The 13,440-nt window shown below is 61.3% G+C and carries 12 protein-coding genes; 1 reads left to right on the plus strand and 11 read right to left on the minus strand.

The genetic code is table 11. The features are described 5' to 3' along the window. Nucleotides 1–14 precede the first annotated feature (14 nt). The 10 genes from LOY26_RS23450 to LOY26_RS23495 all read right to left on the minus strand — a co-directional run bounded on the left by LOY26_RS23450 (nucleotide 15) and on the right by LOY26_RS23495 (nucleotide 10,889). The gene (locus LOY26_RS23450; RefSeq protein WP_095063838.1) at nucleotides 15–761 is read right to left on the minus strand and encodes an HNH endonuclease; all 747 of its coding nucleotides are present in this window, start codon (nucleotides 759–761) and stop codon (nucleotides 15–17) included. A gap of 73 nt (nucleotides 762–834) precedes the next feature. Then, nucleotides 835–1,215 carry a hypothetical protein gene (locus LOY26_RS23455; RefSeq protein WP_095063839.1) on the minus strand — a complete coding sequence of 127 codons (381 nt, stop codon included), beginning with the start codon at nucleotides 1,213–1,215 and terminating at the stop codon, nucleotides 835–837. Nucleotides 1,216–1,252: 37 nt separating this feature from the next. Further along, nucleotides 1,253–1,837 carry a type IV secretion protein DotIE gene (locus LOY26_RS23460; RefSeq protein ID WP_095063840.1) on the minus strand — a complete coding sequence of 195 codons (585 nt, stop codon included), beginning with the start codon at nucleotides 1,835–1,837 and terminating at the stop codon, nucleotides 1,253–1,255. Nucleotides 1,838–1,851: 14 nt separating this feature from the next. Then, nucleotides 1,852–2,472 (minus strand): type IV secretion protein DotF, encoded by a 621-nt coding sequence (locus tag LOY26_RS23465; RefSeq protein ID WP_095063841.1) that lies wholly within the window; start codon nucleotides 2,470–2,472, stop codon nucleotides 1,852–1,854. Between the two features lie 10 nt (nucleotides 2,473–2,482). Next, on the minus strand, nucleotides 2,483–3,925 hold the full coding sequence (locus tag LOY26_RS23470; RefSeq protein ID WP_186652627.1) for a DotG/IcmE/VirB10 family protein: 1,443 nt from the start codon (nucleotides 3,923–3,925) through the stop codon (nucleotides 2,483–2,485). Beyond that, nucleotides 3,922–4,941 carry a DotH/IcmK family type IV secretion protein gene (locus tag LOY26_RS23475; protein WP_095063843.1) on the minus strand — a complete coding sequence of 340 codons (1,020 nt, stop codon included), beginning with the start codon at nucleotides 4,939–4,941 and terminating at the stop codon, nucleotides 3,922–3,924. Before LOY26_RS23475 ends, LOY26_RS23470 begins: the two co-directional genes overlap by 4 nt. A gap of 2 nt (nucleotides 4,942–4,943) precedes the next feature. Continuing rightward, nucleotides 4,944–5,708: a DotI/IcmL family type IV secretion protein gene (locus LOY26_RS23480; RefSeq protein WP_095063844.1), complete on the minus strand. Its 765-nt coding sequence runs from the start codon at nucleotides 5,706–5,708 to the stop codon at nucleotides 4,944–4,946. Continuing rightward, on the minus strand, nucleotides 5,698–5,964 hold the full coding sequence (locus tag LOY26_RS23485; protein WP_095063969.1) for a hypothetical protein: 267 nt from the start codon (nucleotides 5,962–5,964) through the stop codon (nucleotides 5,698–5,700). Before LOY26_RS23485 ends, LOY26_RS23480 begins: the two co-directional genes overlap by 11 nt. Nucleotides 5,965–6,830: 866 nt before the next feature. Next, nucleotides 6,831–9,224 carry a TonB-dependent siderophore receptor gene (locus LOY26_RS23490; protein ID WP_258714169.1) on the minus strand — a complete coding sequence of 798 codons (2,394 nt, stop codon included), beginning with the start codon at nucleotides 9,222–9,224 and terminating at the stop codon, nucleotides 6,831–6,833. Between the two features lie 117 nt (nucleotides 9,225–9,341). Further along, nucleotides 9,342–10,889: an MFS transporter gene (locus LOY26_RS23495; protein ID WP_258714170.1), complete on the minus strand. Its 1,548-nt coding sequence runs from the start codon at nucleotides 10,887–10,889 to the stop codon at nucleotides 9,342–9,344. 176 nt (nucleotides 10,890–11,065) lie between these two features. On the opposite strand from LOY26_RS23495, the gene LOY26_RS23500 reads away from it, so the two are divergent. Continuing rightward, complete coding sequence (locus LOY26_RS23500; protein ID WP_186652631.1) at nucleotides 11,066–11,929, plus strand: LysR family transcriptional regulator; 864 nt, start codon at nucleotides 11,066–11,068, stop codon at nucleotides 11,927–11,929. Between the two features lie 111 nt (nucleotides 11,930–12,040). On the opposite strand, the gene gabP is transcribed toward LOY26_RS23500, so the two are convergent. Beyond that, nucleotides 12,041–13,432, minus strand: a complete 1,392-nt coding sequence (gene gabP, locus LOY26_RS23505; RefSeq protein WP_186652632.1) for a GABA permease — start codon at nucleotides 13,430–13,432, stop codon at nucleotides 12,041–12,043. Between the last annotated feature and the right edge of the window lie 8 nt (nucleotides 13,433–13,440).

A 13,440-nucleotide genomic window follows, 5' to 3' on the forward strand; every position in this document is an offset into this window, starting at 1 on the left:
TGCGTTCGGGTGCATTAAGCAAAATGCTTGAATAGTTGGCCGGTCAATGCAGACCAACTGTCGGGCAAAAACAGCGCGCGGTTATGCGTTGCGTAGTATTCAAGTTGCCCGTCCTTGAATGCGCGCTTGGTGGGAAACAGGCGCAGCGGGGCCAGCCACTCACCACGCCTGGCGTATTCCTCATCACTGACCAGGTGCTTGCTGGCGAGTGTTTCTGCCACGCCAAGCACGGTGATCAGTTCACCGCCATACACTTCCTTGAGGGTGTCGCTGCCACGAAACTTGAACGCCGCCAGCAGGCTGGCCAGTTTCTCGTTGACGGCCACATCGCCCAGCAATTCGTTCACGTAAATACAACGGGCAATAAGGTTGATTTCGGTCTGCGTCAACTCCTGAACGGCCACGAAAAAGCCCGTGTTGTTCATGGCACACGCGCCCAGGTGATGCACCTGGCGGCACAAGTTGCACGCAGTGACGAGATTCTCTTTGCTGCAGTTTTCGGCATTGCCATCCAGCGCGTGAAGTTCCTGAAACTTGGCAGACTTGAAACCACAGAAGCGGCAGGTGTAATTGTCGCGCTGCCACACGGCCGTGCGAAGTTTGGCGTTCGCTTCACTCAGCAACGTGCGTTGGTCATCGTCGGAGCGCCAAAGCGGTCGACGCACACCAAATACCGGCTGGTTGGCAGTACGGCTGAGATAGCCACTTGCCAGGGTGGGGACATTGACGGCCTTGTTCTCAGGAGAGGGTTGTTCGCTCACGTCTGAAATCCCCGAAACGGTTATTGAGAATGCGGGGCATTGCGCCCCGCGCTACGGTAGGCGGCGCGCAGCCTTAGCCGACGGTGGTGTTGCGCATGATCCACATCACGGTACCGACACCCGCCATCAAGCCGCCGATGAACAGGCCGACGATGGCGGACAGTGGCTTTTCACGCTCGTCCTTGGAAGCTTTCCACAGGGTGTAAAGCGACATGGCCACGACCACGAAGCCACCAATCGACACCAGGGAGATCAGCAGCGTGGCACCGCCCTGGGCGGTGTCGTCGATGTTGGTCATGACATCGCTGGCCGTCTTGCCGCCAGAGGTATCCTGGGTCAGGTCGGTCTTGGTGATGGCGAATGCCGATGGCGCGGTCAGGGCGCCGACAGCAGCGGTAATTGCGCGAACTTTGGCCGAATCGTAAGCAGCTTTAAGGGTTTTGAGTGCTTTCATGAGTGACGCTCCTTGGGTTTCATAGTGCGTGAAGCCGTTACGACCACGGCGTGAAAAGTCCAACCAGATTGAATCCGATTGTGTTGTTGAGTACATCGCTGAACCATTTGAAGTTCCACGCCAAGATGCCGCCAATAATCCACCCACTGGCAGTACCCAAGCCGGCTTGCGTTTGATTGTTGTAATAACCGTTAACCGTCAACCAGCCTTTCACCATGGCAATGAAACCGACCACTTGCATGATGCCCAACAGGGCCAGCGTTGCCAGTTGTGCTTGCGCTTGCAACGTGCTCCCGGAAGAGGAATAAGACAGCATGCGCGAGTTGGCATAATCGCCTGTCAACGTGCGCGACATGATACCCATCCACTCCAGTGTGCCGATGGCCAGTAAAATCGAGCCAATGACCAATTGCACACACGCTGAACCGACGGAAAACCGCTGGCGCCCGGCAACATACTTCAATGCGTTGTCGTGGGTAACGCCCCAAATTTCCACCAACGCAGCAGAGGTCAGGTAAAGCCCGATAAGCGCGGCAATACCCTGGCACATCATGATCGCCGTCGGTATGACTTTACCGATGTTGACCATCACATCTACGAGATCGGCATATCCGGCTGCCATGTGTATTTCCCTATTTAAAGCGCGGGCGCGGTGACCACGATGCCACTGTTGCCATCCACCGCGAGTACATTCAGTTCACGCTGTACAGGCGGCAATCTTTCGCCGGCTTTTACGCTGTCTTCACGCTCGCCGCTCTTGACCCAGGCGCGGTGCCCGACAATCGCCTGCACCTTGTAGCCACTGGACTGCGGGATTGCATGGCCGCCTTTGGCAAGCCCTTGTGCCGGGGTGGCTACCGGGGCCTTGCGCGGCGGCTTGACGATGTCTACCCGCTGACGGCTCGCCTCGAAATAGTCCATGCGCTGGTTCAGCCCAGAGAGGGTGCTATCCAGCTGCTTGATCTGGTTGAGCAGCAGCTGGGTATTGTGCTGGGATTCCTGACGCACGATCTTCAGCTGTTTCTCACTGTTCTGCTGGGCCTCGAGGGCGGCTTGCGCCTGCTCCTTGGACTTGGCCAACTCAATGCTCAGCACATCCATCCGCGGCTGTTGCGCAGCCTGCGCCTGGGCTGGCGTCATGCGCTTGGCTTTGGCGGGCGAAGACGACACCTTCATCACCATCACGGCGATGAGGATGAGGGCCACGAAGCTGCCGGCAAAAACGCCTAAAAGTTTTCCGAACGACCAGTTCTTCATGTCGAACTCCTTATCGAGATTGATCGTGAACGTCTTGCAGGAAGAACAGGCCAAAGCCCTTGTTCGCAGGCGTCGCGTAAGTAGCAGGCCGGTTGAACCCACGGCGCACTTCCGAGGCGATGGAGGTACCCAGCTCACCAACCGACATGCCGATAACCTGCTTGGAGGAAGGCTCGGTGGTGGTCTGGGCCACTACGCCGCTCGGGCTGATGACCGTGGTGCCCGCCGTCTGCTGGTAGGCCCGGCCGTAACCGGACAGCAGCGAGGCAGCGCCCAGTGCAAAGTAGCGCTCCATGGTGTGGTGGTCCTTCGTCTCGGCAATGCCTTGCTTGGCATCGTCTTCGCGAAGCGCCACTGCACTGATACGCATGGTGGGGCGTGTGTCGTTTACCGGCGGCGCAAGAATGGTGAACTTGACGCGGATGTTGTCCGGCGCCTGCTCGATCTTGCCGATCAGTTTGGAGCCGTTCCACTTGCCGCCACGGATGGTTGCCAGGACATCGCCGCCGTCATCGGTGTTGACCTCGGCATCGAGCGTGGCATACATGATCGTGCCGGTCTTGATCAGCAATTCGCGGTCGGTATCGCCCACGGCCTCGATGGCGCTGGGGTCTTTCTTGTCCTTGGCGGTACGCGCCATAGCGCCCCCGTCGTCGGCCACAGCGCGCTCGGCCGGGTAGTAGCTGACCGTGCTGAAGCTGCTTTTTTCAGCAAACCCTTTGGCGCTTTCCGACTCGCCCATGAGCTGCTTGATCGACTTGAGCGTTTCGCTTTTCAGCTCGCTGACGTAGGCATCGCGCTCTTGGCGGGCCTTTTTCAGCTCTTCCTCCAGGCGCCGACGCTCCTGCTCCTCTACCTGGGCGTTGCCCGCACCACCTTGCTGGCGAGCCGCTAGCGCAGCGTTCGCCGCCTCTTCGCGGGGCGGTTGGCCGGCCCCGACATAGATCGGCGGCGGAGCACTGGTATCGTTGTAGGGTTGCCCAGGTACATTGAACTGCACCGCCTGATCGCGGGCGTAGTCCTTGCTGGTGGAGGCCACGATGTTGGGGTCGAAGCCCGGCTGATACGACATGCCGCGCTCGGCGGCCTGCTGAGCTTCCAGTGAGCTGCGCTGGTTGCGACGTTCGGCTTCGGCAGCCGAAATCGGATCGACCGACACTTCGGGCTGTGGCGCACGAGGCACATCGACCTTGGCTGTCTGGCCGACCGGCTCGTCCTTGGCGGTCATGCCGTTGTAGGCCAGCGCCCCCAACGCAACCACCACGATGCCAGCAGCAATCAGCGAGACCTTGCCAACACCCGAGCCGAACACGGCTTGCAGATTGCGCTGCATCTCGTTCGACTTGCGCGCCTTGTCCGACTTCCCGGCAGAGGCTTCGTCGCGATCGGCCACCAGGTGATCGTGCTCTTCATCAAAGCCTGCGTCACTGGGCGGTGTATTGTTCTCACTCATTGCAGATTCCCTTGCTCGATGAAGACGGTAACGGCTTGCCCACCGGTCGTGAACGTGACGCTGTTCTGCAAGCCGGCGTAGCGATACACGGCCACCCCAGTCGTGCTGCGCGCAGCGTTGGTGTACGCCGGGTACTGAGCGTCAGCCTTCGCTTTCACATACATGTTCTGGCGATAGCTCCAGGCCTCCACGCCATCCAACCCGGTCACCCTCAGGCGCAGCGCTTCCTTCGGCGGCACGCCATCGAGGAAGTAGGTCAGCGCATTGTCGATGCTTGGCATGTTCTGCAGGGCAACCGAGGCCGCAGCGTCAGGGTTGCGCCCTGGCACCTTGGCATCCACCCGCATGTCCACTTCCTCCTGGCCTGCGGCCAGAATCAGAATGATCGGGGTGGACAGGCCACGCAGGGTGACGGTCACGTTGCCATAGGCAGCAGCAGTGGCTGGGTCCAGGGTCAGGATGTTGGTAGGCGTGACGCCGCCGCCCTGCCCCTGACCGCCTTGCGCACCGCGCTCGCGCCCATCGCTGAACAACTCACGGTTGATCGAGACGTTCTGGATCATCCACGGTTGCCCGGCATAGTCAGAGAACACGATCGATGATTGCTGGCCTTTGCTCAGGCGAACGATGGGCGGCGACACGCCCGGATCCAGGTTCAGTGCCAGGGTGCGAGTCACAGGCTTGGCCGGGCTGACGTAGGGCGTGGCTTTCTGTTTTTCACGATCGAGCCAGAGCTTTTTGACCAGCTCCAGTTGCGCAGGGGTCAGTTGCGAGTCCTGCACATCCTGAATGGTTTCGTTGACGACATCTTCCGGACGTGGGTAGACCACTTGAGCAGCGCTGGCTACTTGCCGACCGAGGCCGTTCATGGGCGGCAGGGGTGGCGCTTCATTGGCCTGCGCGGCATCGACTTGCCCGGCGCCATCGGCGGTAACGGGCGCGATTTGCGGCTCGTTGGCAAACGCAGGCATGACAATAGCGCTCGCAATCAACGATGCGATCAGATGCTTCTTCATGGTCACTTCCTTGAGATATACGGCGACAGCTGAACAGAATCGACGGCGATCCCTTTGGTGTTAGTGGCCGAAGCCGGGATCTGAACGATGGTGACAGCCGCCAGGAAGTCCTGGCGCGAGCGCGCCTGCTGGTCACCACCGACATAGAATTCGATGGCGACAGGCACCTGTACCAGCCAGTAGTTCTGACCTGTTGCGAGCACACCGCTTTCTTCGACCTGGGCAACTTGAGTCGCCATGGCACGCAATATCATCCGGCCCTTGAGCACGCGCTCCAGGTTCCCCGAGTCGTCCAGCGTCTTCAGGAAGGCCTTGCGCCCGTCATCCGTGTACCAGCGGGCACCGGCGGCATTGAGGTTGGAGCGGTAATTCACATAGTCGTAGGAATACGAATTGACGACGGCGTCTTTGGCGTACTCAGCCAAGGTCGCAGGGGTGACCCGTGGGTTGCTTTCAGTCGAGACTTCACAGATGGCGTGGTTATCCGTGGTCGGGATCCAGCGGTACTTCGGGTACCAGAAAACGACGGCGCCGATGGTCAAGCCGAATACGCATGTGAGTGCCAACAGTTGGCCCCAGACGCGCTTGTTACGGCGCTTGAGGTCGAGGCACTCCAGCTGCAGACGCTTGACTTCCCGGACGGTAGCCGCTGCCTCCCCGGGCGTTTCGTCCAGCGCCAGCTCCAGCAGCTTCTCTTCATCGGTGCCCCGACGAGCTTCCGGCCCATCGCCACTCGGGGTTCCGTGCTGGGTTTCCTTACTCGACATTCCGGATTTCCCCTGTCGTTCCGTCGTAAATGCAAATCGAGTCGGTTCCGTCATAGAACACGACGTTTTCAAAATTCGTTTGTGTCACGAGCCAGATGGCGGCGACCGCTACACAGGGGAGCAAGGCCATGCAGGCCCACTCACCGACATCCAGCAGCACGCAGAGCATTCGGTTGTAGCGGCGCAGCGCGCGTACATCCACGTCTTCGCTGGACCTGCTGCCCCATGATGTTGTCGTTGACTCGAGTTCATCCATATCTCGCTCCGTGAGCAGCATTTTCAGCCAAAACTTAGAAAGGTGCAACACCGAAATTTTGACAGATAGGGACAATCCTTGCAATCCGCGACGTATTTTTGCACGCCTCTGTTACCCCTTCATAAACCCTCATGCCATTTCTGGACCACCCGTCATGACGCCTTGACCATGGGAAAGACAGGGTTATTCATAGCTGCGCACTGCCGCTAAAAGGCAATAAATACCTGATTTCAAAGGGTTTTATTCATCGGCAAGGCCATAAGGTGCCGCACCCCTTAGGCGAGGGGGCGCACCATCAGAACACCACTTTGAAAAATGCGTGGCAGGACTAATCTTTCGATCTATACAGCCTGGTCATTCATGAGCGTTCAGAATGCCGGGCAGGCGACCGGGCAGCGCTGGCGCAAGGGCCAGGCCGACAGGATGGCGGGCAGGGTGAACAGCAGATTTCGCAACATATCCTCCATGACAGGCCTGGATCGTGGTCCAGACCTCTCCATAAACCCTGTACGGACACAGGGTATTTCGCGTTTAGAGTGTGATCGTTCAAGGCTTGAAGTTCGCCCTCGACCCGGTCTGTCCATCCTGCTTTCAAGCGCGCCTGGGGCCGCTACGATGGACCCTGCCGAGGGTCGGACGGCGATTTTCCACTATCCATTCACCTTTATGCGATAGGGGCCTTTTGCCATCAACTTGCTTGATTGACCCCTAGCCACCGCGAACGTTGCGTCGCAGCCCAAATTTTCTGGCTTAAATTGTTGAACGAGCGGGTAAAAATAATTGCATTACGCCACCTCTGGGCAGCCTGGCTAGCGCATCAGGCCGCTTGCTGGCCCGCCGCGAGGCGGGCCTCACAAAAGCCCGCCTTACCAGTTGTAACTCAACTTGGCCGTGAACTCGCGCCCCGGGTTGTAGTAGTTCGCCGTGCCAGAACCCACCACATGCTGCTCATCAAACAGGTTGCTGACATTCAGGGCAAGGTCGGTGCCCTTGGCAATTCGGTAGTTCAAAGCCGCATCGAACAACGTGGTCCCATCGCTCTTCTTGGTATTGGCAGCATCCATGTAATAAGCGCCAACATACCGCGCGCCCAGGCCGACACTCACGTCTGTATCGGGAATGCTGTAGTAGCTCCACAACGAAGCCGAATGCTTCGGCGCGGTGGTAAATTCCTTACCCTTGAGCGACGAGCCGTCATACAACGCCCCGCGCAGCACTTCGGACTCCATATACGAATAAGCCCCGATCACGCTGATGTTCTGCGTCACTTGCGCCTTGGCTTCCAGATCAAGGCCGCGCACGCGGGACTCACCTACCGTCTGCTGCTCGATGATGCCGCTCGGTAGCACCACGGCGATGGTGACGTTTTCCTGGGTCAGGTCATAAATGGCAGCGGAGAACAACGCGTCCATGCCCATGGGCGAATACTTGATACCCACTTCGTACTGCCGGCCGGTCTGCGGGGTGACGCCGACCTGGGGCGGCGAGACCGATTCGACCATGCTCACGTAGGTCGAAACCTCATCGTTGACGATGTAGGTCAGCGCACCGCGGTAAGAGGTTTCGGAGAAGTTGTCGCTTTCACTCCCCACCGCGCCGATGTACTCCTTGCTGGACAGCTCCATGGAGTCATTACGCACGCCCGCAGTGGCGATGACGCGGTCGTAGAACGACAGGTTCTGCTGCAGGAACACCGCCTTGGTCGTGGCGTCATTCTTTTTGCGGGTATAGGGCGTGATGCCGCCTGGCACACCGGTGAATACCGGGTTGGCGATGTCGATCGAAGGCGCCAGGCCATAGACGGAGCTTTGCTTGGTGGTCGAGTCCAGATACTCCACCCCCACCAGGGTGCTGCTGTCGACGTGCTCGAACTGGGCATCGTACTGCAGCATCAGGTTGCCGTTGAGTTGGTCGGCGTCGCTGTCGGTACCAAACACGTAGCGGGGAATGGTGGTGCCAACGCGCGTCGGGCTATCGCTGAGGTAGGCGTAGTCAAAGTCATCGCTCAACTCGCTGTAACGCAGGTTGCTGCGCAGCACGAAGCCGTTGTCGAAGTCGTGGGTGATATTACCGCTGAGGCTGGTGCGCTCGACGTTGTGGAAGTTGTAGCTGGGCTCACCGTAAAAATCGCTGCGGTCGTATTCCTTGTCCAGCGGGTAACCACCGCTGTTCGGCGAACTGTCGGTCTTCAGGTAGTCCAGAATCATTGTGGCGGAGGTGTAGTCGGTGGGCGCCCAGGTCAGGCCACCCATCACGAAGCGGTTGTCGTCCTGGGAATGGTCGTACTCGCGGTCGCTGTTCTGCAGCTTGGCGGTGAAGCGGCCGGCCAGGGTTTTTTCGTCGTTCAGGGCATCGCCTACATCGATGCCTGTTTCGGCATGGTCATAGGAGCCGTAGGTCACGTAGCCTTGGCCGAACTGCTCGAAGCGCGGCTGTTTGGTCACGAAGTTTACCGAGCCGCCTGGGTCTGCCGGGCCAAACAGGGTGGAGTTGGCGCCGCGCAGAATCTCGATGCGCTCGTAGGCGAACGGGTCTTCACGCACGCCGCGCATCGAGCTCAAGGTGAGGCCATCGCGGTAGGTCGTGGCCTGGAAGCCGCGGATCTGGAAGTAGTCGTTGCGGTCGTCCGAGCCATAAAAGTCGCTGATGACGCCGGGGGTGTAGAGCAGCGCCTCTTCCGTGGTGCTGACACTGCGCTGCTCCATTTCCTTGCGGGTAACCACAGACACGGACGCAGGTGTGTTGAGGATGCTGGTGGCGACCTTGCCACCCACCCAAAGCTCCTTGGCAACCACCGAGTCGGTGTCGTCGTCAGCACTGGCCTTGACCTTGGCATTGATGATGACCGGCGCAAGGCGATAGTCCTCGGTCGCACCCAGTTCGAGCGGGCCGGCAGGCTTTACTTGCGGGATCACCAGGTAGGCGTTCGGGCCTTGCTGCTGCGCCTGTAGCTCGGTGCCCTGCAACAACGACGACAGGGCTGCCGGTGCTTCAAGCGGGCCTTGTACGCCTTGGGTCGTGCGGTCGGCGATGCTCTGCGCATCGTAGGAAAGGCTGACACCTGCCTGCCGCGCAAAGCGGTCAAGCGCCGGCGCCAGCGGGCCGGCAGGGATGCTCCACTGCTGCAGCGGGTTGTTGTGATCAGCAGGCAATGGTTGCGCTAGCGACGGCAACGCATAGCTGCTGACAACCAGCCCCAGGAAGGCGCCGTGCAAGGCTCGATTCAAGGGGTGGCGCTGGGGAACCGGGGTCGAACTCATTTTCTCGCTCCGTGGAGTGCTGGCGGACTGGCCTGTATTCCGGCCTTCCCTACAAGCCGAACGAGAATGAGAAAACACCTCATTTATTTTCACAACATTGTGCAAAAGCCGCCGGCCCTACAACTGCCCGTCCGCCACCAGCGCTTCCTGCAGGGCGGGCAGTGGCCGGCTCAGCAACGCGCCGACCAATACCGCGAACAGCAGCGCCGCCACACCTGCGGCCTGCAACACTGCCTCGAACCCACCCATGAACGCCTGGCGGGCCAAGGGGGCCACCGCCTCCCGCAAGCCGGGCTCAAGCACGGCCAACGCCGCCTGCAGGTCGCCCGCCGCAACCCGCGTGGCCATCGCGGCAACCTGGCCCAGCTGCGCGGGCGCCACGGCGGCCATCGAGTCGTAGAGCAATTGCCCGCTACGGGTAGCCAGTACACCCCCAAGCACACCGATGGCCAGCACAATCGCGCCGAACCGCGTGGTAGTGCTCAGCCCGGAAGCCATGCCGGTGCGCTCACGCGGCACGCAGGCCATGATGTTCTTCTGCGTATCGCCATTGAGCAGGCCTGCGCCCGCGCCCAGCACCAGGCTGGCCAGGGCAAAGGCGGTGTAGCCGCCGTAGCCTGCGGCCCAGGCACACAGCAGGTTGCCCACCCCCACCAGCACCAGGCCAAGGGTGAACACCTGCGCCGGGCTCAAGTGCGCAGCCAGGCGCATGCCCAGCCGCGGGGTCAGCAACATGGCCACGGCGAATGGCAGCATGCCCGCACCGGCCGCCAGGGCCGACAGTTGCAGGCCGTTCTGCAGGTACAGCGGCAACAGGGTCATCATCACCTGGGCGCAGGCGGCGTAGGCGAACATGCCCAGCAAGGCACCGACGAAGCGCCCGCTGCGCATCAGCCGCAAGTCGATCATCGGCCGCGCCTGGCTGCGCTCGACCATGATGAACAGGCCGAACAGGAACGCGCTGATCAGCATCCGCCCCAGGGTCTGGGCGCTGCCCCAGCCGACCTGGTTGGCGTCGATCATGGCCCAGATCAGGTAACCCAGGCTGCCGGCGAACGTCAGGCTACCCCACGGGTCGAGGCGTGCTGCGGCGCTGTCGCGCGAGGGCTCGACGCTGCGCAGCACCATCACTGCCAGCACCACCACCAGCGGCAGGTTGATGTAGAAGATCCAGCGCCAGCCCAGGGTGCTGGCAATCACCCCGCCGAGCAGGGGTGCGAAGGTGATGGTGGCGCCCATGCAGGCGCCCCAGAAGGCCCAGGCGCTCAGGCGTTGCTGGGGTTCGTGGAAGCGATGGCCGATGGCCGCGAGGGCGGCTGTCAGTAGCATGGCCGCGCCGATGCCCTTGGCGGCCCTGGCCAGGTCAAGGAACATCAGGGTGGGGGCGGCGCCACAGGCCAGCGAAGCGGCACCAAACACGGCCAGGCCGATAAGCAGCATGCGCCGCCGACCGAAGCGGTCGGCCAGGCTGCCGGCGGGCAGCAGGCACGCGGCGAAGGCCAGCAGATACGCGCTGACCACCCATTCGATGTCGGCAAACGAGCCGGACAAGTCGCGGGCGATACTGGGCAGGCTGACGGCAACGATGTTGGTGTCGAGGATGATCAGCGCACAGACCAGCGAGGCGGTGAGCAAGGTGAAGCGCGGGGAAGCGGTGATGGGCATGGCAAGGCTCCAGAAGCGGGCTGGTTGTCATGGGGCCCCTTGCTGTGTCACCGGCAACTGCCGATACCTTTGCCGCCACGCCACCAGCCTTGTAGTGTTGTCCTCACCTTAACGCCGTCAGCCCCGAGGCTTGTTAGCCGCCAAGGCCCGCGTCATTAGCTTGCAGGTAACACCGCATGGAAATCCGCCATTTCCGCTACTTCCTCTGCGTCGCCCAACATGGCCATTTCACCCGGGCTGCGGAACAGCTGGGCATCGCCCCGCCCACCCTCAGCCGGCAGATCCAGGACATGGAACGCGAGCTGGGCGTACGCCTGTTCGAACGCAGCCAGCGCGAGGTCAACCTCACCGCCGCCGGCCAAGCCTTGCTGATCGAAGCCGAACAGGCCGTACGCCAGTTCGACGCGGCGCAACTGGGTGCGCAGCGTGCGGGCCGAGGCGAGAGTGGCAGCATCGAGTTGGGCTATGTGGCCTCTGCTGCCTATTCGGGCATGCTGCAGCGGCAAGTGATCGGCTTCAGCGAAAGCCACCCCGGCGTGCGCCTGAACATCCGCGAACTGCCCATGGCCGAGCTGCCCGACAGGGTCAGCGACGGCCTGCTCGACCTCGCCTACGTGCGTTCGCCCATGGAGCTGCCTGACACGCTGCAAGCCATCGGCCTGCACCAGGAAGGTTTTGTCCTCGCCCTGCCCGCCAGCTCACGGATCAACGAGCTGCCACAGATCCCGGCGGCACGCCTGGCCGGTGAAACCTTCATCCTGCCCGAGCAGATTTCCGGCACGCTGGAAGTGGCGGCACAAGGGGGTTTTGTCCCGCGACTGGGCCCGCAACCCGGTAGCCTGGTGGCGGTGATCACGTTGGTGTCGTTGGGCCAGGGCATAGCCGTGGTGCCGGAGTCGGTGGTGCAGCGCATCAGCTTGGCGCAGGTGAATTACCGACGCATTGCCGATTGCCAGGCCAGTTCGTGGCTGAGCCTGATTCATCGGCGTTTCGAGAAGGCGCCAGCGGTGGTCAGGTATATCGAAAGGGTGCGCCGCTGATTGGCTGTTTGAAGGGTGGTGGGGCGTCAGTGTTCGCCTCGGCATTTTCAGCGCCTGTGCGATCGAGCGCCACTACAAAACCCAAGCCAAGCACCTGCCCCCACCACTCCATCACCCCACCGACCGCGCCGCCACCACCTGCGCATGCCCCCGCGAAGTGACGATCCCCAAGAAGGAAATCACAATCGCCAAGCCCAGTGTCGAGCTCACTTCCACCCGGTGCTCAGGCGTGTACATCATCACCGCCAGCGCCGCCGCGATGAAGATGATCACGGCCCAGGTCAACCACGGGAACAGCCACATGCGGAACTTCAGCTCGGTGTTCTCGCGCTCCAGCCGGCGGCGCATGCGCAACTGGGAGATGGCGATGACCAGGTACACCAGCAAGGCGATGGCGCCGGAGCTGGCCAGCAGGAACTCGAACACGCCCTTGGGCGCGAAGTAATTAAGCACAGCAATGGCCGCGCCGATCAAGGTACTGCCGAACACCGCAGAGCGCGGCACGCCGACTTTCGAAGTTTTGTTCAGGAAGGCCGGTGCATCACCGCGCTTGGCCAGCGAATACATCATCCGCGAAGCAATGTAGATCGACGAGTTCATGCAGCTGGTCACCGCCACCAGCACCACCAGGTCGACCATGAAGGCCGCGTTGGGGATGTTCATGATCTCCAGCGCACGCTGGTAGGAGCCCACCACCGCCAGCTGTGGATCGTTCCACGGCACCACCGAGATGATCACGAAGATCGACAGGATGTAGAAGGTACTGATCCGCCAGATCACCGAACGCGTGGCCTTGGCGATGTTGCGTGAGGGGTCGCTGGACTCGGAGGCGGCGATGGTCACAGCCTCGGTACCGATGAAGCTGAACATCACGGTAATGAACGCGCCGATGACCGCTGACCAGCCCTTGGGCGCGAAGCCACCGTGCTCGGCGATCAACCCGCTCAACCCGCTGACTTCACGGTTTGGCAACCAGCCCATCAGCGCCGCGAAGCCCAGGCCGATGAAGCCAAGGATCGCCGTGACCTTGAGAATCGCGAACCAGAATTCGAACTCACCGTACTTGGCCACGCTGAACAGGTTGGTGCCCGCCAGCAGCAGCACCGAAGCCAGGGCGAAGATCCAGCTGTCCACCTGCGGGAACCAGGCGTTCAGCACATGCCCTGCCGCCAGTGCCTCGATGGGGATCACCAACACCCAGAACCACCAGTACAACCAGCCGATGGTGTAGCCAGCCCAGCGACCGATGGCCTGGTCAGCGTAGGTGGAGAACGATCCGGTGTCAGGGTGCGCTACGGCCATCTCGCCGAGCATGCGCATGACCAGTACCACCAAGGTACCGGCCACGAAGTAAGAAATTATGGTGGCTGGCCCGGCCGCAGCGATCGCGTGCCCGGAGCCTACGAAAAGTCCCGCACCGATGATGCCCGCGATGGACAACATCGTTACATGACGTGGCTTGAAACCTTGTGCAAGGTTGCCATCAGATCCCACGGTGTTCATTGATCTTG

The sequence above is a fragment of the Pseudomonas sp. B21-047 genome, from assembly GCF_024748775.1.
In the GTDB taxonomy this organism is placed as follows: Bacteria; Pseudomonadota; Gammaproteobacteria; order Pseudomonadales; family Pseudomonadaceae; genus Aquipseudomonas; species Aquipseudomonas capeferrum.

Bases quoted from the DNA above. Each gene is read 5' to 3' on its own strand.
- LOY26_RS23485 (WP_095063969.1), bottom strand. From the start codon at position 5,964: ATGGATGAACTCGAGTCAACGACAACATCATGGGGCAGCAGGTCCAGC.
- LOY26_RS23475 (WP_095063843.1), bottom strand. From the start codon at position 4,941: ATGAAGAAGCATCTGATCGCATCGTTGATTGCGAGCGCTATTGTCATG.
- LOY26_RS23465 (WP_095063841.1), bottom strand. From the start codon at position 2,472: ATGAAGAACTGGTCGTTCGGAAAACTTTTAGGCGTTTTTGCCGGCAGC.
- LOY26_RS23470 (WP_186652627.1), bottom strand. From the start codon at position 3,925: ATGAGTGAGAACAATACACCGCCCAGTGACGCAGGCTTTGATGAAGAG.
- LOY26_RS23490 (WP_258714169.1), bottom strand. From the start codon at position 9,224: ATGAGTTCGACCCCGGTTCCCCAGCGCCACCCCTTGAATCGAGCCTTG.
- LOY26_RS23480 (WP_095063844.1), bottom strand. From the start codon at position 5,708: ATGTCGAGTAAGGAAACCCAGCACGGAACCCCGAGTGGCGATGGGCCG.
- gabP (WP_186652632.1), bottom strand. From the start codon at position 13,432: ATGAACACCGTGGGATCTGATGGCAACCTTGCACAAGGTTTCAAGCCA.
- LOY26_RS23460 (WP_095063840.1), bottom strand. From the start codon at position 1,837: ATGGCAGCCGGATATGCCGATCTCGTAGATGTGATGGTCAACATCGGT.
- LOY26_RS23495 (WP_258714170.1), bottom strand. From the start codon at position 10,889: ATGCCCATCACCGCTTCCCCGCGCTTCACCTTGCTCACCGCCTCGCTG.
- LOY26_RS23500 (WP_186652631.1), top strand. From the start codon at position 11,066: ATGGAAATCCGCCATTTCCGCTACTTCCTCTGCGTCGCCCAACATGGC.
- LOY26_RS23455 (WP_095063839.1), bottom strand. From the start codon at position 1,215: ATGAAAGCACTCAAAACCCTTAAAGCTGCTTACGATTCGGCCAAAGTT.